Below are 26,025 nucleotides of genomic sequence, written 5' to 3'. Positions count from 1 at the left end.
CAAATTCTTAAGATATTGTAGAATTTCTAAAATTAACCCTAATTATTAGGAATCACATTTAATTTATTCCTGTGTTTCCCACTTTAAGTATAAAAAAATAAAAATCTAATCGGAATTATCGATTAGATTTTTTGTTTATTCAAAGACTAGTTTAACAGTGTTTCTTACAAGAATTTTTTTTGATTGTAAAATGTCATACATAAATGATATTTCTTTATTAGATATTTTTGTTTCAATTAAATATATATCAATATGAATTTGCTGAATGTTATTTGTCTTATTCTTTGGATCAAATGAAACAATAAGTTTATTGGGCACAAATTCATTCTGCTTCATTTCTAAATATTGACCGGCATATGAGATTCTTACTTCATCATTTTTAATATCTAAAATACAGTCCATAACTTTTTCATCAGTAAATTCAATATGTGTAAATTCAGTGCTATTACTTTCTTTAAAATCGACAAAATCAGTCTCCACTTTGCTTAATATTTCGCCTTCTTGTTCTGAAATTAAAATATATTTTAGCTTCATTTTTTTAGTCTTTCAAATACAATGTCTTTGCCAAAAAGATAGATAGCCTTAGCTAATTCTGGTCCATGCTCCTCATATGTTGCAGCAATTCTAATAGGCATAAATAAATCCTTACCTTTTACATTTAATTCCTGCTTTGTGTGTTCAATACACATTTGAATGTTTTGAATATCAAAATCATTTTGATGTAATAATTTACTAAATGTTTTTACAACATCTATATTAGATATCACCAATGTAGTATTATCTTTTGGCTTGGTATATATTTTTAAATTATTTTTGATCTCATCGATTGTTGACGCTGATTGCTTGTAAGTTTCAACAAATAAATTGTTTCATTCGTCAGAAAATGGTGAATTAATTAATTTTATAATTTCTTGGTTTTCCACTTTTTTCATATATTGTTTTGAAAATCAATCCATCTTAACTATATCAAATTTAGAAGGTGATTTAGATAACCTTTCTGGATCAAATTTTTCAATTAATTCCTCATGACTCATTATTTCCTGGCTATCTTTTGAAGTTCAACCTAATAAAGATAAAAAGTTAAAAATTGCATGGCTGTTATATCCCTCATTCTTATAATCTTCAATAAATTGCTTCAAAGTTTTATCTCTTTTTGAAAGTTTTTTACCTTCCATATTAGTAATAATGGTTAAATGTCCGAATACAGGAGGAGTTCAATTTAAAGACTCATATATTGCTAATTGCTTAGGAGTATTTGTTATATGTTCTTCGCCTCTTAGAACATGGCTAATTTCCATTTGGTGATCATCGACGACAACAGCAAAGTTGTATGTCGGATAACCATCGCTCTTAATAATAACAAAATCACCAATATCATCGCTATTAACTTCTATTCAACCTCTAACTAAATCGCTTCATCCATAAATAGTATTTTTTTTCAATCTTAGCCTTATTGAATATTCATTATTCTCATCCCTGCGTTTCTTTTCTTCATCAGAAATTTTCAATCAATTAGGGTCATATCTAAACGAAGCAATTTTAGCTTCTTCTTGTTCTTTATGCTGTTGCTCTAATTCCTGCGAATTATCATATGCCTTATAAGCGAAACCTTTGGCAATTAACTTATTAGCAATGTCTCTATAAATTGCTAATTTTTCAGATTGTCGATAATTGCCGTATTTTTTATTAGGTTTTAGCGGGCTTTCATCTGGTATTATACCCAGTCAAGCAAGGTTTTCAAGCTGACTCTCTTCCCCACCCTCGACATTTCTGGCAACATCAGTATCTTCTAATCTAAAAATAAAAGTTCCATTAAAATGTTTCGCAAATAAATAATTAAATAGAGCGGTTCTAGCACCGCCAATATGTAAATAACCTGTTGGACTTGGGGCGTATCTTGTTCTTATTGTTTTCATAATTATTCCTCTTCAAAAAGTAAAACTAATGGTTCAGTAACATCTTGTCAAAAACCTTTTAACGAAGGTGAAGTATTTCTAACAAAAGCTCATGGTGCTTCTTCGATTTCAGGGCGAGATTCTGGAAATCGAGATTTTGATGGACTAATAACATCATTAATAAAATTAGGTGCTGCTTCAACATTTTTTCTAATTCAATACAACATAATAAAAACTGCCTTAGGGTTATGTTTATATTGAGAATATTTGGGAATAGCAGCGCCAGGAATGTTTGCGACTAATTCATCATATCTAAATGAAAAAAGGCGATAATCATATTGACCGGATAAATTAGCAAATTTTAAAAACTGAAAATCAGGTTTAATCTTATAAACATGAGATGTATCATGTGTATTATTTAATTTCCTATCATTTGTGAATAGCCTATATTTATCATCAAACTGGCTAATTGGATTGAATAAACGTTTTGAATTTAATTCGTAAAATGAACTAGCACTACGTTTTTTAATTATTTTTTCTCCTTTTTCATTTATGCTAACAAAATTTGGATCATCAACAATTGATATAACCGGTAAATCAAACGTGCAAGCCGCTGATAAAACAGAGGGAGCTAAGATCGCGCCCAATGATCCTAATAAAGAAAAAATTAACATTTTTCTTTTAATTTTAGATTTTTTCATAATTATTAATTTTACTAAAATTTAAAATTTTAATGTTGTTAAGTAATTAGAATTTCTCTTTTTTTCTTTATTTAGACATAGTTAAAATTAAATAATGAAACAATTGAATATATGAAAATTCGGTTCCAAGAAGATATTAAAGATTGTGGACTTTATGTATTACAATCATTACACAAATTTTATTGAAAAAAATGAGTTGATATAAATTTTTTAAAATATGAATCAACCTATTCTGAGGATGGAATTAATATTACCAATCTTTGTTTGTTGGCTAGTAAAATTGGCCTCCATACAGAAGCATTTAAAATTGAATGAGAAGAAATATTAAAACTCAAAACTTCTTTTCCATTAATTGCTATTTCAAAGATAGACAATTTTCTACATTATGTAATTATTGAAAACATAAGTGATAATTTTGTATTTACTTTAGATTCAACAAAAGGAAAAAGAAAAATAGAGATTAAGCAATTTAAAAAACAATTTACTGGCCTAATTATAATAGTTAAAAAACAGCAAGAATGTAATCAAAAAAATATTTATGAAAAGTTTTTTTCTTTTAAATTTAAACTTAATTTAAAGTCATTAGTCATTGGCGTCCTATTTAGTTTCATTACTATCTTTTTAAATTTTTTACTTTCATTTATTAATAAAAATATATTTGCAAGTATTCAACAAATAAAAATATCAGAAGGACAAAAAACAATAATGTTTTTCTTTTGAATTTCAATGGTTTTGCTTGTTGTTTCCTTATTAAATAATTTTTTATTAACAAAATTAAAAAATTTAATATCAGCAACAATAAAAGAACAATTTATAAATAGCATTGAAGGAGCGGAATACAAACAAATTTTAAAAATTAGTAAGAATGAAATTCTCTTAAGATATCTATCAATTGAATCAATAGCCGGTTTTTTATCGTTTATGATTTCTTTTATCTCTTCCTTTTTATTTTCTATTATCTTAGTTATACCTTTATTATTTTTTATAAAAATAAAATTCATATTAATAGTAATACTTGTTAATATAATCAAGACCTTGGTTAGCTATTTTATAAACAATAAAATTAGCCTTTTATCAAAAAAGCTAACACAGAAAAGCGTTGAAGAAATAAATAAACTTTCGTTTATAGTAAAAAATGAAGATTCTTATGGACTAATGCTGTGAGAAAATCTTGAAAAACAAAGTTTTTTAAACAATATAAAAAGTTATAAAAATGTTGATCTTAATATTAATAAATTAAGTTCAATAAAAAATTTAATTTTAAGGTTTTTAAATTTGATGACAACAATAATAATTTATTGCTTTTTTTTATTACAAAAAACATCTAACCTAAGCCAATTATTTTTCATATTGCAAATACAAACAATTATTTCTGAACCAAGCAATAATCTTCAAGAATTTTTTATAGGATGAAAAATTTTTAAGAACGGTTCAACTAGATTAAATTTTATAATCAATATTCCACAATCAAGATTAAGAAATTCTATTAATAATATAATAGATTTAAAAACAATTAAATTCAAAGGGCTTTGCTTTGGATTTGAACATCGCAATATAATTAATGATTTAAATTTTATTATTGATAAAGGTGCGAAATTGCAAGGACCAAACGGTTCCGGAAAAAGTACTTTGTTTAAATTATTAAGTGGTTTTTATTTAAATTACAAAGGGTCAATTATTTTTAATAATATTGAAATCAAAGAGATAAATAAGTCTTGATTTAAGGAAAAAATTTATTTTTCAGGTAATGAATTTAATATGCCAAACATTGATTTATATACATATTTATTTTCAGATGTTAATAATAAGGAAAAAGAAAAAATATTAAAAGATACAGATTTCATCAGTGTTATAAATTCGCTAAATATAAATATATTTTCTAATCTACTTTTAAACTCAAATAAGTTTTCTATGGGGCAAAAACAAATTATAAAATTATTGCCTCTATTAATAAAAAAATATCAATTGGTTTTGCTAGATGAAAGTTTTGAATTTTTATCACAGCAAATGTTTGAACTTATATCTAGATTAATATGTAAAAAACAAGAAAATTGCATTATTATTGAAACAAGCCATAATAAAAGATTTTTACTGAAAAATTCCCCAACTATTTTTCTAAAAAAATAAAATTCAATTTTTTTCATTTTTTTTGTGTTAATTTATAATTATTTTTATGAATAAATTAACCATTAAAAATAACAGTTTTAGCACGTTTAAATTTGAGAAAGATTTTTGCAATATACTCAATGAAGCAAAGGTAGAGTTTAATAGTACAAAAGATTTGTCTGTTGACCTTCTTTTTGTTAATAGATTCAAAATGAAAAAACTTAATAATTTGCATAGAAACAAAAACTATACAACTGATATTTTAAGCTTCCCACTAGAAGCAGCTAATGAGTTAGATTTTCTTGAAAATTTAGAGCTTGGTCAAATAATTATTTCGCCATGAAAAATTAAAAAACAAGCAAAAAAATTTAATCATAGTTTAAAAAGAGAATATTGCTATATTTTTGCCCATGGAGTTGCACACCTTTTTGGTTTTGACCACCAAACAGAAGCAGAAACTTTAGTTATGAATACACATGTAGAAAACATTATGAAACGTTTAAACATCACTAGATATTAATAAAATTTTTATGAGGTTTATAAATGAAAAAAATTTGTTATGTTGGTCTAGTAGGAAGACCAAATGTAGGAAAAAGTACGCTAATAAATAACATTTTAGATTTTGAGTTAGCAATAGTTTCCAATGTTGCCCAAACAACAAGAGATAATATTAAAGGTATATACAATGATGATGAAGTCCAAATAATTTTTATTGATACCCCTGGAGTCCACAAGGCAGAATTCTTATTATCAGAAAAGCTAAATCAAAAAAGTTATGAAACAATGAAAGCTGTTGATATTGTCTTATTTTTAACGCCAGCTAATGAAGAAATAGGAAAAGGCGATAAATTTATTATTAACAAAATTAAGGAAACAACAGATAGCGAAATAATAGCAATAATAACTAAAATTGATTTAATTGATAACAAAATAAAATTAGATGAAAAAGCTCATGAATTAAAAAGTTTGGGAATTAATACCGTTTTGGGTATTGGCAAAGATTATAAGCAATCCTATATTGATTTAATTGATGAAATTAAAAAATATTCTTATGAAGATGATTTGCCTTTTGAGGAAGATCAATTAAGCGATGTCTCTCTTAGATTTATAGCTAAAGAAATTATTAGAGAATATGCAATTAAAAATTTATATCATGAAGTGCCGCATTCAATCGCTGTGCTAATTGATGAATTTAAAGAAAATGATAGCGAAACAATTCCGTATACAATTTCAGCTACTATTTATGTAAAAAGCGAATCACAAAAAGGTATTGTAATTGGTAAAGGGGCACAAAAAATAAAAACAATTTCAATGTCCTCAAGAGAAAAAATCGCCAGTGTTTTAAAACATCCTATTAATTTGTTTTTAAGAGTTAAAGTTGACGAGGATTGAGTGGATAAAGAGGAAAAAATTAAGAAAGCTGGATATTAAAATGAAAATTCAAATAACTCATAAATTAAAGCTTTCACTCCTCTTTATTTTAATCAGCATTATTTTTGTAGTTTTTATTATTATACTTTTTTTAAAAATAAGCAACCCTTATAAAATAAGTATTTATAACTATGAATCATACCTTAATAAAAATACTATTAACAAGATCAAAAAAAACTATTCATATCATACATTTAAGAATCTTGATGAATTTACAAGAGCAATAAAAAATAAAAAAGCTGTAGCAGGGGTAAATTCTGATTATCAAATAGCTCAACTTATCGTTGAAAACAAATTAAAAAAGATTAATTTTAAAAAAGTTTTTGATGTTAATTATGATGCAAAAAATAAAAAAGAGATCATATTAAATCTTTATACTAATGACGTAAAAAAACAATTTGATTTTTTTGATAGTTGAATAATAAAGGAAATAAAGAGAATTAATCCAAATAATAAAATTGACAAGTTAAACTTTAAACCTTTTCTTTATTATAGAGATAAAGAAGTTATTGGCTTTGAAGCAGATAATAAAGAAGGTATGGACCATTTTTATGAATTTTTAATTCCTTATTTTACTCTTGACAAAGGTATAGCCTATAATCCTGAAAATTCAGAAATTTCAAAATCTACAAGAAATAATATTAAGGAAAATGCTGATTTTAGTGATATTAAAGACGGAAAAAATTGATTTGATCTAATAAATTCATTATCAAAAAAATATAAAAATCCAAAATTTTACTGAACTGATTGATTTCTTGACAATGCCATGATTGGTCAATTTTATAAAAATCTAATTGACAATGGAAGCCAAAAAAACTCATTCGGAAAATGAAAAGATTTAAACAAAGAGAACTACAAAAATATTATTGATCACTTTGCAAAATTTGTCAATGTTTCAACTGGCAACAATATAAAAGACACAAAAAGAAATAAACTTATAACTGATGGACAGGAAATTGTATCGGGCATAATTGAGCCAGCACATGGAAAAGCTGATGTTGCAATAATGTATAATGGCGATGCACTTGATGCTTATTATGGAAAGGATAACTTTGCAAATTTAAATCAAAGTAATAATATATCGTTTGTTCGGCCTAAAAATACATATAAAAATATTGATGCATGAATCATTTCACAAGACACAGATGATAAAGAATCAGACGCTCTTCTAGAAACACTAAAAAATCTTGTTTTTGGGGATGTTAGTTTAAGCTACCAACAAATATATAATAAATACATAAATAATGTTTATAAAGAAATTAAAAATAGTGGGATTTCAGAAGAAGAAATAGAAAAAAATCTTTTTAACAAAAAAGATAAAAATAAAATTGCCAAATCATTAAAAGACATTGATTTATCATTTTATAAAAAATACTATAGATTTTTTAGAAATGCCTTTTCAAACGAAAATTTACAAAATGTTGCAAACTTTGATGTAATAAATTACACACCTAGTTTTAAGACTATAAAGTTCTTTTTATTAGAAACTTATTTCATTGATAGCAATAAAAATCAAGATCAAAAAGCAATTTCTATTTTTGATATAAAAGAAAACAAAGACATAAATTTTAGACCATATCAGCCGCTCAATCCTGAATTGAGAACAAAAATGATTGATTACTATTATCAAATAACCAAATCATAATGGTGAAAGGAATAATTATGGAAAAAAAGAAAGTTAAAAAGACAAACTCAGCAATCATTGAACTTGTTGATGTTGTTAAAGAGTTTGAAGACAAACTAGTTTTAGACAATGTCAATCTTAGTATCGAAAAAGGTGAATTTATTACTCTTTTAGGACCTTCTGGATCTGGCAAAACTACCATTTTAAGAATTATTGGTGGTTTTGAATGGGTTACTCGTGGAGAAGTTAAACTTCATGGCAAAGATATTAAGGACCTTTCCCCACATAAAAGGGATGTTTCTACTATATTCCAAGACTATGCTCTATTTCCACACTTAAATGTTGAAAACAATATTAAATATGGTCTAAGACTTAAGAGAATTAACAAAGAAAATCTTCCAAAATCATTTCATAATAAATTAACACTGCAAAGAAGAAAATGAAGAAAATTTGCCGATCAAAAAATGAAAAATCTCGACAAAGAATTCGAATTATATGAAAGAGAATTAAATAATAATTCATCGCTTTCAAAAAGAAAGAAACAAAAATACCAACAATGAATTGATGATATGGATTTTAAATATTCATATTGAGAAAACTATGTTGACTTAAAAACTGAGGCATTTGAAAAAAGATACCTAACTAGAAAAATTACTAATGAAGAAATGGACAAAGAAGTTAAACAAATTATGGATCTCGTTGGCTTAAGCGGCAACGAAAAGAAAAACGTTAACTTTTTATCAGGTGGTATGAAACAAAGAGTAGCACTCGCAAGATCACTAGTTATTGAACCTGAAATTCTTTTATTAGACGAACCGTTAAGTGCTCTTGATGCTAAAATAAGAGAAAAAATGCAAACTCTTTTAAGGGACATTCAACAAAAGCTGAAACTTACTTTTATTTTTGTAACTCATGACCGAAATGAAGCACTGCAACTGAGCGATAGAATTGCTGTTATTCGTGATGGAAAAGTAGAACAATTTACCACTCCGAAGGAACTTTATGATTTTCCAGTTAATAAATGAGTAGCAAACTTTATTGGAGATTCAAACTTTTTTAACGCTACTTTCATAAAAGCAAACAAGGTAAAATTTATGTCAAAGACTTTTGACACTATTCATGACGAATTTGAGCCCGGGGAAAGTTTGGATGCCCTAATAAGACCAGAAGATATTATTATAACAAGAATAAAATCAAAAGCTAAGCTAACGGGAGAAATTATAAAATCAACCTACGGAGGCAGCTACTATAATTATGAGATTCAATGTAAGGATAAAATTATTTATGTAGAAACTTCTTCAAAATACGCTGTAGGCAAAGAGGTATTTTTAGATTGGGATATTGATGCTATCCACCTAATGAAGAAAGATAAAAAACTTGAATTATTAGAAAATGAATTAGGTCAAACAAATGAAGTCTAGTACAAGAAATGTAAAAAAAATCAAAAAACTTTCTTCACCGATGTCAAAATTGCAATTTACATTTATAGTTCCATATGTTGTTTTTGCAGTTTTATTTATTATCCTACCTATGGTGTTTGTATGCATTTATGCATTTAAACCGTTAGAAGGACAAACAAAACTAGAAAATTGAGAAATTGCTCTAAAACCTTCAACATGGGTAATAATAGGAAGGTCTCTGCTGACTGGATTATTTGCTGCAACTGTATCGCTAATAATCGGTTTCCCGTATGCATATATTGTTTCAAGATCTAAATATAAGATTATTAAAATATTGGGTTTAACTCTAATTCTTAGTCCCTTAGCTATTTTTACAATATCAAAAGCTTTAGCAGTTAGAGGTTTATTCTCGGCAATTTTCGATGAAAATCAGTTAAATAACAATTTCTTTATTGTTTTTGGTATGGTTTATCTTTATCTACCATTCATGGTTCTACCATTGTACCAGGTTATTAAAGATATGCCAAATAACATTTTGGAAGCCTCGGAGGATTTAGGGTATTCAAAATTTAAAACAGTTTTTAAAGTTATAATTCCTTACACATCCAAAGCAATACTAAGTGGTTTCGGAATTGTTTTAATGATATCTGCAACCTCTATTATTATTTCAGACAAACTCCTACCAAATGGCAGTCAAAAACAACTAATTGGTAACCTAATAAACCAGTTTGCCAACACAGCCAACCCGTTTGATTTAGCAAATTCTTCAACATTAGTTATTATCACTCTTGCAGTCCTATTATCAATATATGCAATCATTTATGGAATACCATTCTTAATTAGAAAAAAAAGACAAGGAGGAAATTATGACTAAATTTAAAAACTTTTTAAAATATTCATATGTTTTTGTGATTCTTGCTTTTCTTTATATACCAATAATTTTTGGAACGATTTACAGTTTTAATTCTCCTTCAGATAAAGGAATTTTTTCAGTAACAACTTGAAATAGAACTTCTTTTGATGCATACAAGGAACTGTTTTCTAAATCACATAGTCTAGCATTTGTTAACTCATTTCTTCTTGGGATCGCAACTTCTGTCCTTGTTATTAGTATCTCCTTACTAACTGTTTTTGCTCTATGAAGACACAAGAATAAAGGGGCAAGATCTTTTGTGCAAGCAACCTCAAATGTGCCTATGATAAATCCTGATGTTATTACAGGATTGACACTTGCTATTGTTCTAAACTTCTTATTTTTTGGAACCCTAAAAGCAACGAGTGAAGGTTTTTTTAGATCTATTATTGGACATACTGTTATGTGTCTTCCATACGGAATTTTAATAATGCTACCTAAAAGTGATAAATTTTCCAAAAATATTTTTGAAGCAAGTCAGGATTTAGGATATTCAAAATTTAGAACATGATTTAAAACATATTTTATTTATATGCTAGGATCTATAATTTTTACATTTGTTATGACTATGACTTTGTCATTTGATGATTTTATTATTACAAGAATTGTTTCTAATACGGAAACGTTAGGAACACAATTGTATGAAGGTCAATTTCAGGCATGATCGCTGGCTATTGGTGCAATATCGCTTCTAATAGTAATATTTATAAATACACTATATATTATTTTTAAAGGAACACAAAATAAATTAGCTAAAAAATCCCTAGTTTTAAGTAAAAAACAAGCACAAAAGGATTTTTATAAGGAGGTCTTATAAATTGAACAAAAGAATTTTTAAGGTCTTAATATTTATACTTTCCTTTTTTGTTATAACCATAATTTTTATTTTTGCAATCTCAATTAAACTTTCAAATAAGTACCGACCAAGTATTTATAATTACGAATCTTATTTAGCGCCTTCTATAAAAGAAAAACTAAAAAAAGACTACAACTATAAAGAATTCAAGGAAATCAACGAATTTACCCAAGCATTAACCCAAGACAAAGCGATTGCTGGTGTTGGAAGTGATTTTCAAACAGCACAACTCATTATAGAAAAAAAAGTCAGAAAAGTTGATTTTGCTAGATTATACGGAAAAAGTGATGCCAATGACTGAAATGTTAGAAAGTTTTTTTACACAGAAAATGTTAGAAAACACCTTGAAAACTTTGATAATCTAATATACAATAAGCTAGTAAACCTGCCTAAACGCGAATTAGATTCAAAAGGTTTTATTTTAGACAAAAATAAAAAACTTTGAAAAAGTAATACTAGCACCCAATGAGAACATTTTTATGACTTCTTTATACCGTATTATGCGCAAGACAAAGGAGTTGCATATAATGTTAATAAAAATAGTAGACCTAATTTAACACTAAACAATTCCTCAATTCAAGAATTAGAAAACAAATCAATGCAACTCGATTGAAATCAAATTTTTGATACCCTAAAAGAAAATAAATATCAACACATTGGTTGAACTAATGCGTTTGTTGATAACTTAATGATTGGGGCCATTAATTATAAATCGCAAGACAACAAAAATTGAAAACAATTATTCACCTTCAATGGAGAAGGAAAGCTCTTTGACTTTAACGAGAATAATTACAAGCTAGCAATTGATTCTTTCGTAGAATTTGTCAAAAATTCTTCTGGTTATGATATTAAAAACACAGCATATAATCACCTAAGTGGCGATGGATTAGAATTGCTTAACTACCTTATTGAACCAAAACAAGGACGTTCAGATTCATCGGTTATTTATAATGGCGATGCCTTAGATGCTTATTATTCAGAAGATAATTTTGCTTCAGTTGAAGAAGGAACAATTAGATTTGTGCGCCCTAAAAACAATTATTACCTTGTTGATGGTTGAATTATATCCCATAAACTAAGTGATGAAGACACTTCCAAATTTTTAGATAGCATTAGCTCTTTGATATATAATAACAACAACGTTATTATCAGATCGGCCGAGAGCATTGAAAAAAGATTGAAATTACTAGAAAAGCGTTTCTTTGAAACATTAAAAAAATTCCTGACCAATGAAGACCTAAATAGTTCCATCGATACTTTAACGTTAATTTTCAACAGTGATAGCAGACAAGAAATTATCAAACTTCTTTCAAAATCACAAAAATTAAAAAGTATTGATTGAAACAATCTGGAAAATTGAAAAAAATTCTTAAGAAGTTTTAAAAGTGAAATTACTGAGGATAATATTGAATTTTTACGAATTATAAGAAATAATTCTGATAAGGGAACAGATATTTTTTCAGATAGTTTTGAAGAAGTTTTTACTAAAAGCGACTTAGGTGAACTAATAAACTTTGAATATATTTCATATACACCAACAGATCTTTTAACATATAAATTTTTAGATGAATGGTATTTTGGAAATGATGAAATTGCCAAATCTATTTTCAAGCAACCCTCGACAAATGAGAATTATCATTTATTCACATATCCAATTATCGAAAACAACCTGCGAACAAAGATTGCAGCCTACTATTTCGAAGCAACAAAATCATAAATAGGTTAATCCTATTTTTTCTTTTAAATTTAAGAATAAAAACATTTAAACATTTAATAATGTTATCAAAAATTAAATAGTAACAAAATTTAAGTATAATTATAAATTATAAATTAGATTAAAAGAATTGGTTAGGAGCAATGTTATGACAATTAAAAAGTTATTACAAAACATTGAAACAATAAGAGAAAATGAAAAGTTTGAGGTTAAAGGTTGATTAGTTTCTAACAGAGGAAATGAAAAAATTAGATTCTTAACTATTAATGATGGGAGTACTGTTGCAACATTACAAATAGTAGTTAAAGGAGAAATGATTCAAAAACTCAATGTCGCGCAAATTTCACTAGGAACCTCATTAATTGCTAGAGGAATTATTCACCTCACACCAGATGCCCAACAACCGCTTGAACTTATTTTAGAAACATTAATTGTTATCAATCAAGTTGACAACGATTTTCCTATACAAAAAAAAGAAACTTCACTTGATTTTTTAAGAGAAATTCCTCACTTAAGAAATAGAACAAGCTTATTCAAAAGTATAATGTTAATAAGAAATACTCTTTCTTTTGAAATCCACAAATATTTTCAAGAACACGAATTTCTTTACATGGCATCACCGATTATCACTTCAAATGATGGTGAAGGAGCTGGCGAAACTTTGTTGGTTGATGATGAAACAAAAGAGTACTTTTTCAAGCAAAAAGCATTCCTAGGAGTTACAGGACAGCTTCATGCTGAAGCATATGCGGCTAGTTTTAAGAAGGTTTATACCTTTGGGCCTACATTTCGAGCCGAAAATTCGCACACATCACGCCATTTAGCTGAGTTTTGAATGATTGAACCTGAGGTTGCTTTTTATGAATTAAAGGATATTATTAACCTTGCAGATGATTTATTAAAAACTGTCATTAAAAACACCATAAGCAAACATTTAGATGAAATGAAGGTATTGCAATCTTACAATCCTGATCTACTAGAAACATTAAACAGATTTCTTGATAACAAACTAACAGTTATTGATTATAAAGATGTGGTTGAAAAACTTAAACCTTTTAGCGACCAATTTGAAGAAAAAAACATTTTTTTTGGTATGGATCTAGCTTCAGAACATGAAAAATTCCTTTCTGAAAAAATTGTAAATGGGCCAGTCGCTGTTACAAATTATCCAAAAGATATTAAAGCTTTTTATATGTACCAAAATGATGACAACAAAACTGTTGCAGCTTTTGATTTATTAGTTCCAGGGATAGGGGAATTAATTGGCGGTAGTCAAAGAGAATCAAGATATAGCAAACTTGTTCAAAGAATGCATGACTTAAAAATTTCACAAGAACCCTTACAATGATACATAGACTTGCGTAGATTTGGATATGCACCATCAAGTGGTTTTGGCATTGGTTTTGAAAGACTGGTGATGTATGTGACAGGTATTGCTAACATTAAGGACGTCATCCCCTTCCCAAGAGTTGCTGGACAAATTAAAATGTAACAAGGATATTAATGAAAAAAAATCTAACTATAATTATTCCTATTTACAACGTAAAAATACCTCTAAATGAAATTTTTTACAATATCTATAAACAAAAATCACAAAATTTTAATATCATTTTGACCTTTGATAGACCGAAAGAAAAGGATTATATAGAAATTGATAAACTACAATCAAAGCTAGGCGAAAGATTAAAAATTATCTTTAATTCGGGCCATCAACATTTTGATGTTGTAATAAAACAAGCTTTAGATCTTATTGAAACCCCTTATACGTTCATTCTTTACTCATATGCCAATTTAAAAAATGAGTTTATTCAAAGATTTGATAATTTTATTAAATCTTCGCCCAAAAAAGCAGATTTCATACAAGTTCCCGGATATAACCAAGTAATAAACAAATTATTATTCAAGTCAGCCCACTTACCAATGTTAGGTTTAGTCAATTTAGAAACCAATAAACTACCTTTTATATTAACCAGTCCTTTTATGTTCAATTCAATTGTTAAGACAAATATTTTAAAGAAAGTTTTTTTCTTACCTAAAACAAAGGATCTCAATCTAGAATATTCACCCAATCCTGTTTTTCAAAGCCTTCTTTATTCAAAAACATATGCTTTTTTTGAAGACACATGAATCATTAATAATAATGATAATCCACTAATTTTTAACCCTAAATCCTTGACTCGCAATTGAAATAATATATTCAATTCCTTTAATACAATAGATATTGAAACTAAAAATGCTCTCGAATTGGCTAAATGTCTAAATTATTGCTATTATATTGCTGCAATTGTCGGCTCATTAAAACATAATAAGAATCCATTAGATGAAAAAACACTAATTAGCATTAAAAACTCTCTTATTCAAGAAATTTCAATACTAAGACCCTTTTGAGTAGAGCAACTCCAAGCAAATCATTTTTTTAAAGAATTTAATATTCAAAAACTTTATGATTTAACGTCTGGTTTTAGTAAAAAATGAGACCACATTATTAAAAAATTTATATGACCGTAAAGCAAAATGTTAAGGCTAATTTTTGAATAAGATTATTAGCTACATTAATTGATCTTCTTATTTTCATAGTTTTAATTGTAGCGACTTCTTTTATAATATTCAATTACAAAAAAGCTGAATTTCGCACACAAAGTACCACACTGAAAGAAATATACTTTCGCCTTTGATTATTATTGATGATTTTTTTATGTATATTTGAATACATTGTTATTCCAACAATACTAAAAGGCCAAACAATTGGAATGTTAATATGTAAAATCAAAATTCTTTCCGATGAAGAAAAAAGAAGAACTTCCAAATTTATTTTTGATCGGCAAAGACTATTTGCATTCTTATGAATTTTTGTTTTTATGAGTTTCATGTTAATGTCTACTGATGCATTTTTAAAAGCTGCTCGCGGTGGAAAATTAAATAATGTTGAAAAGCTTGTTGTTATATTACCAACAGCACTAGCTACGATTTCTATAAATCTTCAAATACTGCTAATTATTTCTGGTATTTCATCAACAAGACTAAGTTGAAATGATAAATTATCGCGAACAAAAACCGTTTGAAAAAATAGATATGAAGATATTATTGAAGATGAAAATTTAACGTTTAAAATTAAACCAAAAAAACGTGAACTTCCTAAAATCAATATCACAAAATAGCCAAAAATTAAGGCTATTTTTTATTACTAAATATTAATAGGTTTAATTAGGTTATAATTATAAAGTATATTTAATTATAAGGGGTGAAGATGATAGAACTAGAAAAACTAAATAAACAACAACGAGAAGCAGTAGAATACAATGACGGACCACTTCGTATAATTGCTGGTGCAGGTTCAGGAAAAACAAGAGTTTTAACATATAAAATATCATATTTAATTGATGAATTGGGAATAAAACCTTCACGCGTTTTAGCTCTAACTTTTTCAAACAAAGCAGCTAATGAAATGAAACAACGTGTTATCACAATGGTGAATAATCCTGAACAACTTCCTGTCATAAGTACTTTCCATGCTATTTGTGCAAAAATATTAAGATATGAAATTCATTTGCTAGGTTATGAAAACGATTTCCAAATTATTGATGAAATAGACCAAAAAGCAATCCTTAAATCAGTCTATAATGAATTGGAAATATCTAATAATGAATTCAGTTATAGTTCAATCATTTCATTCATTCAAAACAAAAAGAATTCATTATTTGAATTTTTAAATATTGAAAACGAAAATATTGACACATCTTTATCTCTACAAGAAAGAAAAGCTATCGAAACAAAGGAATTGATTTACAAGCATTATCAAGAAAGATTGCAACGATCAAAAGCGCTTGATTTTGATGACTTACTAGTTTTTGTTTACAAACTTTTTTATGACCCAAAATATGAGCATATAGCCAACAAATGGGCTAAACGATATGACTATTTATTAATTGATGAATTTCAAGACACAAGCATTATTCAATACAAAATACTACAAAAACTTTGTTCAACAAATAAATTAACAATTGTAGGAGATCCCGACCAAACAATCTATAGTTGAAGAAATGCTGATATCAATATAATTATTAATTTTCACAAGGATTATCCAGATGCTATCACAATTAAACTTGAAGAAAATTATCGATCAACTAAAAAAATTCTTTATTACGCAAATAAATTAATCATTAAAAATAAATTAAGACTAGAAAAAAACTTATACACAGAAAATGAAGAAGGAGAAGATGTTGAATTTTACTGTGGTCATAGCGAAGAAGCTGAAGCCCGGTGAATAGCGCGAAAAATTTCAGAATTAAAACGTTCGAGAGTGCAATTAAAAAATATTGCTATTTTATTTAGAACCAATAGCTACTCAAGAGCAATTGAAGAAGCTTTGATTAGAGAAAGTACAATATACAAGCTTTTTGGCTCAATCAAATTTTATCAACGCGAAGAAATTAAAGATGCTTTAGCATACTTAAGAGTTATTCATGATGGTAGTGAAATTATGCTTCTACGTATCATAAATAAACCTTCAAGAAAAATTGGGGAGGTAACCGTTGATAAGTTAATTGAATTTGCAAGAAATAAGGGTACAACATTATTCAATGCAATTGAAGCACATATTGATGAGCTGCAAGAAACTTTAAGTATTTCAACAACTACACTTCAAAAATTAGCTTCACTAATTAATGATATTCGGTGAGCGAGAGCAGCCTTAAAAACTAATTCAATAAGCAGCACGCTCAAAGAGTTTATGTATAAAAAAATAAACTATTTTGATACATTTAAAATTTCCGAAGAAGATTATGAATCAAAACAAGAAAATTTTCAAAGTTTAATAAACGCTATTGAGTTATGGGAAAAAAACAATTCCCACGGTACTATAGATGAATATCTACAAGAAATTACACTAATAACAGATAGAGACGTCGAAAACGATGCAACAAGTTTTGTTTCATTGATGACAGTGCACAATGCTAAGGGATTAGAATTTGATTATGTTTTTATTTGTGGGCTTGCTGAAGGTTTATTCCCTCTAAAAAGAGCAATTTCTATTTCACCAAGTAAAGATTTTACATTTTTAACTAATTCAAATACACATGAAGAAAATATTGAAGGTCTTGAAGAAGAAAGACGGCTTGCATACGTTGCAATTACAAGAGCTAAGAAAAAGCTTTTCCTTTCATTTGCAATTAATAGATCTGGTTTTACTAAACGTAGCAGGTTTTTATCAGAGGCAGGTATAAAAGAACAAAATGGTTCTGTAACACTTGCAAATGATTTTTCTATTGCTGAAGAAAATCACCAAAACAATAGCCATTTAGTTGTCGGAGATTATATAATGCATAAAATCTATGGACGCGGTGAAATCATTGATATGGTTGACTCAATAATTACTGTAACCTTTCCACAACAAAAAACCACAAAACAATTTGAAAAATCGCATCACTCAATTAAAAAATGAGATGGTGACCTTAATGACTAAGGAGTTAATTTAATTTGCTAATCTGAATTATTGCATTCTCTTCCATAATATTCATTTTTTCTTTTTGATTTATTTTATTTTTAATAAGAACACAAAATAATATTAAAAACGAAAGTGGTTTCCTCTGTTTAGAAATTGATTTGAAACAAAATAGAATTAAACATCTGAATGGTATTCCCAACATTTCAAATGAACCCACATTTATAAAAAAATTAAACCTTCTAAATAATAAATGAAGAAAATTAGATGACTTATGTGAGATTTTAGAAAAAAAATATAAACTTCTTTTTTTAAGTGCTTTAAAAAATAAAGAGAATACGATTATTAGTTTTGAAACAACACATAACAAGCATTCAACATTCAAAACAAAGGTTAGTTTTGAAATAAATTTCATAAATGATCAAAAAGCTTTTATGACAGTTAATTGAAACAGAAATGATACTATTAAAAATGAAGTTTTCGAGGCTTTAAACACCAACATTTCTTACCTTTTTTTGCCAAACAACAAATATATAGCATGTGGTTTCATTTTAAATATAAAAAATATTAATAGTATTAATAACTTTATAAAGCTTTTCCAAGATAGTTGCGTTTATAATCAAATAAAAGGCGTCAAAGTTTTTCTTGATTGAAATAAGATCTTTTTCGTCTTTCCCTCTGATAAATTTCAAAGCGGTCATTCTTACTATGCAACTAAAATCTTTGCAAACACTGCTACTCTTTACAAAAATCTTTACTCTACCTTTTTTTCATTTAACAATGAGCTTTTAACCAACAAAAATCAATTGTATTATGAAACGGTCTTTGACTTTGTCAAAACACTTACACCTATGGTTGATTATTGAATTCCAAATAACATAGAAGATAACAAAGATTTTAAAATTTTTAAAGAAAAATATGAATATACACTTGACGAAATAAAACAAAGCAATAATATTGATTTTAAAACTGTGTCTATAAATAATTTTGGCGATGAAAACACTAAACTCAATTTATTATTAATTAAAAGAAAATTTGAAATTTTAAATATAAAAGATGAGAATATCATAGCTTCCTTAGACATTTATAAAAATTTTTTTATGCAAATATATGAAAACATCAAATCACAAGATATTCATGGAAAAGTTTTAAATATACAAGATTTTATTTTTAATTATATTGATAATAAAAGTATTGAAAATTCTATTAAAATTGATCGTTCCTTTGTTCAATTAGTTTCACTTAATTCAAAAAAAAGTATGTTAAGAGTTAAGAAAAAAATAGAACAAATTAAAGAAAACTATCCAAAGGCGGCTATAGGAATAAAATTAACCGAAATCAATAATGATATTATTTCACTAATTGGTAAATGAGTGGGAATTATATGATTTGATAAGTCGCTTACTAAAATGCTTAATAACCCAGAAACAATGTTATATATTGGTCTTATACTCAAAAAGGCAGAGCATTTAAAAATCTCAATTGTTTTTGAGAATTTAGATTTCAAAAACTATAAAAAAGTTTTATTTAACAAAAAAATTAAAATGTTTTACTCAAGCGAAAGAAAAAAATAACATTAAATTTGAAAGGTAAATTATGAATAAAGCTAAGATTAAAGAAAATTTTTTTGAGGCAATTAATGGAGAATGATTAAATAAGCATAAAATTGCTGATAACAAAACCTCAGTCGGCACGTTTGAAAGATTAGATGAAAGTTTAACAAGATTAAAAACTAAACTTATAACAAAATGATCAATCGACTCATCTGAAATAACTGAAAATAAAATTCTTCTAGAAATGGTTAAATTTTATAATTTAGTTAATAATTGAAACGATAGAAAAAAACACTCAATAAAACCTATTATTCCAATACTAAAAGAAATAGAGTCATATCAATCATGAAATGATATTGAAAATAACTATACTAGCTTATGCTTAAGAAATTTTGAAGTTCCTATTCCTTTTTTTATACACACAGATTTTAAAAACCACGAAAAACAAACCCTTTTTGTTTCGACCCCTTCTGTTATCCTTCCAGAAAAAAGTTATTATAATGATGAAGAAAAAAAGAACTCATTTTATAGAATTTGAGTTAATATGGTTAAAAAAATGCTGTTAAAAGTAAATAATGATGAAAAATGAGCAAATGATTTAGTTAACAAAGCTCTCCTATGAGATAACGAGGCATCAAAATATATTCTTTCAGCACAAGAATGAGCAATTATAACTAACATTTATCACCCTAGAAAAGTTGATGATTTCAATAAAAAAATAAAAGAAATAAATTTATCTAATATTTTAAATTCATTAATCAATGATAGCATTAGTGAAGTTATTTGCGTTTCGAAAGATTTAGTTGACAATTATTCGAAATTATTAACAAAAGAAAATTTTGAACTTTATAAAGCTTTTCTATATATTTCATCATTAATTGAATTATCTCGCTTATTAGATTATGAAAGCTTAGTAATTTCTGGGGAATTTTCAAGAGCTTTAAGTGGTCAAAGAAAACCTTTTAGCAAGAAAAAAATAGCCGTAAAATTTGTTGTTGATAATGTTTTTTCTATGCCTTTTGGTAAATATTACGGTGAAACATATTTTGGTCCCCAAAACAAAAAGAATGTCGAGCAAATGATTCATAAAATGGTCAAAATATACGAGGACCGCCTAAAAGAAAACACCTGACTATCAAAACAAACAAAAGACAAAGCTATATTAAAACTTTCTAAAATCGGCGTTTATGTAGGCTACCCAGAAATTATTGAAGATTTTTATAAGGAATTTATTGTTCAAAAGTATAATGGCTATGATGATCTAATAACAAATGCCCTTAATTTCACAATGGCTGTTCAAAAAGCCAAATTTGCTGAATATGGTAAAAAGAAAGATATTAATCTTTGGTCAATGTCTCCGGCTATAATTAATGCTTATTATAACCCTTCAAGTAATAAAATAGTTTTCCCAGCAGGCATTTTACAATCTCCATTTTATAGTTCAAAACAATCCTCTTCTTCAAACTACGGTGGTATAGGGGCAGTTATTGCTCATGAAATATCACATGCCTTTGATAATAATGGGGCTAACTTTGATGAAGTAGGTAATATGGTAAATTGGTGAACCGAAGATGATAAAAAAGAATTTAACAAAAGAGCTGAAAAAATGGTTAAATTATTTGATAATAAAAAAACAGAAGTTGGTAAATGTGACGGAAGACTAACAGTATCCGAAAACATCGCAGATGCAGGTGGGTTATTATGTGCCCTTGAAGCAGCAAAAAGCGAAAAAGATTACAACCCAAAACATTTTTACATAAACTATGCTATCACCTGAAGATCTAAACAAAGACCTGAACTTCAAAAATTACTATTAGCTTCTGATGTTCATGCTCCTGCTATATTGAGAACAAACATTCAGGTACAAAACTCTGACGATTTTTATAAGACTTTTAAAATATCAGAGTCTGACCAAATGTTCCTAAGCCCGAAAAAAAGAGTAAAAATTTGATAATTAAAACCCCCTTCTTGTATTTTAAAAAAGAAGGAGGTTTTTTTAATGCAACAAAACGGATTGTTTTCTTTTTCGTTTTAAAAATAAAATCAATTGTAAAAAAACAAAAAGCGAAATTCAAAAAATAATTACTGATGCTATAAAAATAGCGCTGTTCTTAAAAAAAGTAGAAGGTAAAATTTTAATAATTTCATCTTTTGAAGGTTCAAATATTCAATTTGTTTTACCAGCAAAAAATAATTCATGAAACTTACGAAAAGCAACATCATAATTACTAATTACCAACCCTATAACAATAATCAGCACCCCTAGTAAAATTGTCGAAGCAATAAAACAAGATTTAATAATTTTTATTCTTATTTTTGTAAATTTTGATATTAAAAAAACTAAAAGAATTGTAAATAAAGAAAAACCCAAAATAATAAAATCTATTAAAATCAGTCTTTTCACATCTGCGAAATGCGCCATCCCTAAAGATGAGTAATCTAATTTCCCAGTTCCAAATTTCTTAAATAAAACTAAATAATCAAAAAGTTCGTTATATGCTAATTTAAGTTGATCATAATTTAGTTCACCATTATTAAATTTGATATTTTTGTAATCCAGATTAGATAAATGATAATAGTAAAAAGGTTTAATAATTATTGGCAACATAATCGAAAAACTTAAGATAAATAGCATAATACTTATTATCAAAAAAACATACAAAAAATATTTACATTTTTTTCACATTGCTTATATTAGTATAGCATTAATTAACAAAATGCTTTTTAAAAAAATAATTCTGTTTTTTAGCAATAAAGTAACAAAGAATAGAAATGTTATTAAATAGTAAATTAAAAACAAAACAATTGACACTAAAAAAACTTTTTTTCTTTTAAAATTAAGGTTTTTTTATATTTTTCTACTTATCGACATTTATTATTTTTATTATTAATTAAACAAAAGAATAAACATATATTTTTTTATTTTAAATTATTTTCTGATAATTTTAATATAATTAAAATTCTATGAATATTAATTATTATAATGATACTATAGCAGCTATTTCTTCTGGCAATATTAATCAAGCCATATCAATTATAAGAATATCGGGACCTGAGGCAATAAATATAATTAAAAAAATTTATACAGGAAAAATCGGGAAAGATAAAACAATAACTTATGGATTTATAATAGATCCAATAACCAATAAAAAAATAGATGAAGTATTAGTTAGTTTTTTTATCGGTAATAAAAACTATGTAGGAGAAGATACGATTGAAATAAATGCTCATGGCGGGATAATTGTTACGAATAAAATTTTAAATTTAATAATTTCGAATGGAGCAAGATTAGCAACTCGCGGTGAGTTTACAAGACGAGCATTCATAAATGGCAAAATTAGTCTTGAAAAAGCAGAAGCTATAAATTCTCTTATACATGCAAAAACTAATATACAAGCAGAAATTGCTATTAATCAATTTGAAGATAAAGATAATGAATTAATTAATAAATTAGAAGAACAACTAATTAATATTATTTCAATTATAGAAATAAATATTGACTACTCAGAATATAATGATATTGAACAAATGGATAAAACAAAACTTTTAAAGTTAATAACAAATTTAAAACAATATATTGAAATAATAATAAAAAAATCAGAATTTGCAACTGATGTATATAATGGAATAAAAGTGGCTATCGTCGGAAGACCTAATACCGGGAAATCTTCAATTTTAAATTTATTATTAAATAAAGAAAAAGCAATTGTCACAGATATCGAAGGAACAACAAGAGATATTATTGAAGGTGATTATGAAATAAATGGCATTCCTTTTAAAATAATAGATACTGCAGGAATTAGAAAAACTCAAGATAAAATAGAATCAATCGGAATAGATCGTTCATTAAATGCAATTAAAGAAGCAAAAATTATTGTCCATTTATTTAACCCAGGTCAAAAAGAAAACAAAGAAGATGAATTAATAAAAGAAATGTCAAAAGGAAAAATATATATTCCAGTATTGAATAAAAGTGATTTATTAAATGATAAAGTTTCATCTGATTATATATTAACATCAGCAAAAAATAAAAATATTTGAGAGTTAAAGAATAGTTTGGTAAAAAACTATTTAAATCTTGATTATAATGACAGGGAATTAATTTATAATACTAGAAGATTAGGTTTGTTAAAGCAATGCTATATTGAATTAAATAATGCGATTTTAAGCATGGATAAAGGTTTCGGCCCTGAGATTGTAATACTAGATATTAATAAAGCGTGGTCACTACTTAGAGAAATTTTAAACAAAGAGCATGATAACGAATCTCTATTGGATAATATGTTTAATAAATTTTGTTTAGGAAAGTAAAAAAAAGGTGAAAAATGGGTTATAGCAGAAAAGTCGAACTAAAAGAAGGCCAAATATTGAAATGGGTTAAAAATGAATCAAAACCCTTTTATTTAGGCCTTTCATATGAAGGTTTAGGGATAATAAGAGATTTTAAAGTTCCTATATTTGTTTATAATTTACTGCCTGATGAAGAAGCCGATATCGAAATAACATATTGCTCTAAAAAATGTTGTTTTGCAAAAGTAAAAAAATATAGAACTTGTTCATTATTGAGAGAAAAAATGGAACCTTCGAGAGTTTTGTTGTATGAAACAGGTTCTACTCCACTAGCTGGGATTAATTATGAAAACCAGTTAAAATTTAAGCAATATATTATTAAGAATTTATTTGAAAGAAATTTAAATTACACAAAAGTTTTACCTATACTTGAATCAAATTGCCAATGGTTTTACCGCAATAAAATTTCGTTGCAAATAAAATATGATGAAAAAGGTCCAAAAATAGGTTTTTTTAAAAAATATAGCCATGATCTAGTTGAGCAAACAGAAATGGAACTTGCGGTTGTTGCAATTAGGGAATTTTATAAAAAAGTGCTAATTAGTCCAAAAACAGATTTTGAAAAAGATTTTAAAAATCTTATATTTCAGGTTAAACCATTTAAAATTACTTTAAGATCGCCAAAAAGCTCATTTTGTTGTATTGAAATCATTCTTCATATTAAGGAAGATTTAAGTCCTGAAAATATAAAATTATTTGAAGCCTTATTAAAGGACAATCTAAGCTATAAAGTAACTTTCTTTAATACAACTTCTAATAAGTGGATTAATTTGCTAAATCATAATGGTATAAAATATGAACTTGGAAAATTAGTGTTTAATGTTGTTAATGATACTTTTTATCAAATAAACGAAACAGTTATGAATAATATATATAAAAAGATAAGTGATTGAATACCTAGTAATGAATTGAACGTTTTGGATGCTTTTGGTGGAGTTGGTACAATCGCTTGCTTTATTGCGCATAAATGTCGTAAGGTTTATTCGGTTGAGATAAACAAAAAATCATCATTAATGGCTATTGAAAATATTAAAGAAAATAAAATTTCTAATATCGAAGTAATAAATGATGATGCAAATAAGTGGCTTATTTTAAATAAAGAAAAAATTGATCTAGTGATTTTTGATCCGCCTCGAGAAGGTTTAGATTCAGAAACTATTAAATCAATTAAGGATTCTGATATTAAGAAAATAATATATTTAAGTTGTGAGCCTAAAACATTAGTTCGTGATCTACAGAATATAACAAGTTTCGGATATGAATTAATAGAAGTACAGCCTTACGATATGTTTCCACAAACTCAACATATTGAAACTCTAGTTTTACTAGAAAAGAAATCTTAATAAAATTTAAATTTAAAAAAGTAAGTTAAAAACTTACTTTTCATCAATTATATATTCAGTAAAGTTTGATAAGTCTTCCATTTTAAAAACATGAAGCGAAACGAGTGATTTTTTAAATCAAGGAATAGTTTTTATATGTTGTAAGGCTTTTGTAATTTGTAATAAATTATTTATTGAACGCGAGAAATAAAAGCTGTTTGACAATCAGTGAAAACCATAGTGTCTTAAAATATCCCTTATTTCTTCATATGCTTGTTTATAATTTTCTTCGCCGACTCCATATTCTCTAATTAATAATTCTTTTTTTAGATAAAAAACAAGACCGTACATATATACCTCTATAATGTAAAAAATATATATTTAATTATACCACCATTACCCTTAAAAATATACCCTTAAAAAAGTAGTTACTTCTTATTAAATTTAAAAATTAATAAGAAAATTAAAAAACCTGATGAAACAAAAGACTTGAAAGTTTTATTGAATTCAAGTTTTTTTTATTTTTATTAATTTTTAAAAAAATATTAACGCAAAGTAAATCATGGAAATAGCTTCAATAAATATGGGTTTTTGTTAAAAAAATATAGATAAGAATATATTTTTAATAATTGATTATTGACTTTAAAATCTTTTTAAAAAATGAATTGTTTTTATTTGTTATGTCTTACGTATCAAAATTGCATAAAAATGCAACATATA

The 26,025-nt window shown here is 26.5% G+C and carries 21 protein-coding genes; 16 read left to right on the top strand and 5 right to left on the bottom strand.

The genetic code is table 4. The features are described from left to right. Positions 1–135: 135 nt before the first annotated feature. From ACWXVM_RS00605 to ACWXVM_RS00595, 3 genes are read right to left on the bottom strand one after another with little or no spacing between them, the layout of a single operon-like run. Positions 136–534, bottom strand: coding sequence for a hypothetical protein (locus ACWXVM_RS00605; protein ID WP_438340477.1), 399 nt, complete (start codon positions 532–534; stop codon positions 136–138). Then, positions 525–1,916 carry a glutamate--tRNA ligase gene (gene gltX / locus ACWXVM_RS00600; RefSeq protein ID WP_455993746.1) on the bottom strand — a complete coding sequence of 464 codons (1,392 nt, stop codon included), beginning with the start codon at positions 1,914–1,916 and terminating at the stop codon, positions 525–527. Before gltX ends, ACWXVM_RS00605 begins: the two co-directional genes overlap by 10 nt. A gap of 2 nt (positions 1,917–1,918) precedes the next feature. Beyond that, positions 1,919–2,596 (bottom strand): hypothetical protein, encoded by a 678-nt coding sequence (locus ACWXVM_RS00595; protein ID WP_438340479.1) that lies wholly within the window; start codon positions 2,594–2,596, stop codon positions 1,919–1,921. A 111-nt stretch (positions 2,597–2,707) separates the two neighbouring features. On the opposite strand from ACWXVM_RS00595, the gene ACWXVM_RS00590 reads away from it, so the two are divergent. The 14 genes from ACWXVM_RS00590 (at position 2,708) to ACWXVM_RS00525 (ending at position 21,587) form a co-directional block, all read left to right on the top strand. Continuing rightward, positions 2,708–4,723 (top strand): Mbov_0121 family peptidase domain-containing ABC transporter, encoded by a 2,016-nt coding sequence (locus ACWXVM_RS00590; RefSeq protein ID WP_455993744.1) that lies wholly within the window; start codon positions 2,708–2,710, stop codon positions 4,721–4,723. Positions 4,724–4,769: 46 nt separating this feature from the next. Further along, complete coding sequence (gene ybeY, locus ACWXVM_RS00585) at positions 4,770–5,222, top strand: rRNA maturation RNase YbeY (protein ID WP_438340481.1); 453 nt, start codon at positions 4,770–4,772, stop codon at positions 5,220–5,222. A 23-nt stretch (positions 5,223–5,245) separates the two neighbouring features. Next, a complete protein-coding gene (gene era / locus ACWXVM_RS00580; protein WP_444704880.1) occupies positions 5,246–6,133 on the top strand; it encodes a GTPase Era in 888 nt (295 codons plus the stop codon). Between the two features lies 1 nt (position 6,134). Then, positions 6,135–7,778 carry a hypothetical protein gene (locus ACWXVM_RS00575; RefSeq protein WP_455993742.1) on the top strand — a complete coding sequence of 548 codons (1,644 nt, stop codon included), beginning with the start codon at positions 6,135–6,137 and terminating at the stop codon, positions 7,776–7,778. A 17-nt stretch (positions 7,779–7,795) separates the two neighbouring features. Beyond that, positions 7,796–9,178, top strand: coding sequence for an ABC transporter ATP-binding protein (locus ACWXVM_RS00570; protein ID WP_455993740.1), 1,383 nt, complete (start codon positions 7,796–7,798; stop codon positions 9,176–9,178). Then, positions 9,168–10,031 (top strand): ABC transporter permease, encoded by an 864-nt coding sequence (locus ACWXVM_RS00565; RefSeq protein ID WP_444704883.1) that lies wholly within the window; start codon positions 9,168–9,170, stop codon positions 10,029–10,031. The genes ACWXVM_RS00570 and ACWXVM_RS00565 overlap by 11 nt, the downstream gene beginning before the upstream one ends. Next, on the top strand, positions 10,024–10,887 hold the full coding sequence (locus tag ACWXVM_RS00560) for an ABC transporter permease subunit (RefSeq protein ID WP_438340486.1): 864 nt from the start codon (positions 10,024–10,026) through the stop codon (positions 10,885–10,887). The genes ACWXVM_RS00565 and ACWXVM_RS00560 overlap by 8 nt, the downstream gene beginning before the upstream one ends. A 1-nt stretch (position 10,888) precedes the next feature. Further along, positions 10,889–12,643, top strand: a complete 1,755-nt coding sequence (locus ACWXVM_RS00555; protein WP_455993738.1) for a hypothetical protein — start codon at positions 10,889–10,891, stop codon at positions 12,641–12,643. A 145-nt stretch (positions 12,644–12,788) separates the two neighbouring features. Then, a complete protein-coding gene (asnS, locus tag ACWXVM_RS00550) occupies positions 12,789–14,132 on the top strand; it encodes an asparagine--tRNA ligase (RefSeq protein WP_444704885.1) in 1,344 nt (447 codons plus the stop codon). 11 nt (positions 14,133–14,143) lie between these two features. After that, a complete protein-coding gene (locus ACWXVM_RS00545) occupies positions 14,144–15,148 on the top strand; it encodes a hypothetical protein (protein WP_455993736.1) in 1,005 nt (334 codons plus the stop codon). Further along, positions 15,139–15,798, top strand: a complete 660-nt coding sequence (locus tag ACWXVM_RS00540) for an RDD family protein (protein ID WP_455993734.1) — start codon at positions 15,139–15,141, stop codon at positions 15,796–15,798. The genes ACWXVM_RS00545 and ACWXVM_RS00540 overlap by 10 nt, the downstream gene beginning before the upstream one ends. A gap of 89 nt (positions 15,799–15,887) precedes the next feature. After that, a complete protein-coding gene (locus ACWXVM_RS00535) occupies positions 15,888–18,101 on the top strand; it encodes an ATP-dependent helicase (RefSeq protein WP_444704888.1) in 2,214 nt (737 codons plus the stop codon). Between the two features lie 14 nt (positions 18,102–18,115). After that, entirely contained in the window at positions 18,116–19,654 is a 1,539-nt protein-coding gene (locus ACWXVM_RS00530) for an MHO_4530 family protein (RefSeq protein ID WP_455993732.1), read from the top strand. A gap of 22 nt (positions 19,655–19,676) precedes the next feature. After that, positions 19,677–21,587, top strand: a complete 1,911-nt coding sequence (locus ACWXVM_RS00525) for a M13 family metallopeptidase (RefSeq protein ID WP_455993730.1) — start codon at positions 19,677–19,679, stop codon at positions 21,585–21,587. A gap of 42 nt (positions 21,588–21,629) precedes the next feature. Here ACWXVM_RS00525 and ACWXVM_RS00520 read toward each other — a convergent pair whose 3' ends face one another. Then, complete coding sequence (locus ACWXVM_RS00520) at positions 21,630–22,319, bottom strand: TIGR01906 family membrane protein (protein WP_455993728.1); 690 nt, start codon at positions 22,317–22,319, stop codon at positions 21,630–21,632. A 278-nt stretch (positions 22,320–22,597) separates the two neighbouring features. Here ACWXVM_RS00520 and mnmE point away from each other — a divergent pair, with 278 nt between their 5' ends. Beyond that, on the top strand, positions 22,598–23,944 hold the full coding sequence (mnmE, locus tag ACWXVM_RS00515) for a tRNA uridine-5-carboxymethylaminomethyl(34) synthesis GTPase MnmE (protein ID WP_455993726.1): 1,347 nt from the start codon (positions 22,598–22,600) through the stop codon (positions 23,942–23,944). A gap of 14 nt (positions 23,945–23,958) precedes the next feature. Next, positions 23,959–25,326, top strand: a complete 1,368-nt coding sequence (gene rlmD, locus ACWXVM_RS00510) for a 23S rRNA (uracil(1939)-C(5))-methyltransferase RlmD (RefSeq protein WP_455993724.1) — start codon at positions 23,959–23,961, stop codon at positions 25,324–25,326. A gap of 33 nt (positions 25,327–25,359) precedes the next feature. Here the strand turns inward: rlmD and ACWXVM_RS00505 are convergent, their stop codons facing one another. Further along, positions 25,360–25,656, bottom strand: coding sequence for a hypothetical protein (locus ACWXVM_RS00505; RefSeq protein ID WP_438340497.1), 297 nt, complete (start codon positions 25,654–25,656; stop codon positions 25,360–25,362). Positions 25,657–26,025 lie beyond the last annotated feature (369 nt).

Source organism: Mycoplasma sp. 2261 (assembly GCF_053851575.1).
This window is presented reverse-complemented; position numbering and strand designations above follow the sequence as displayed.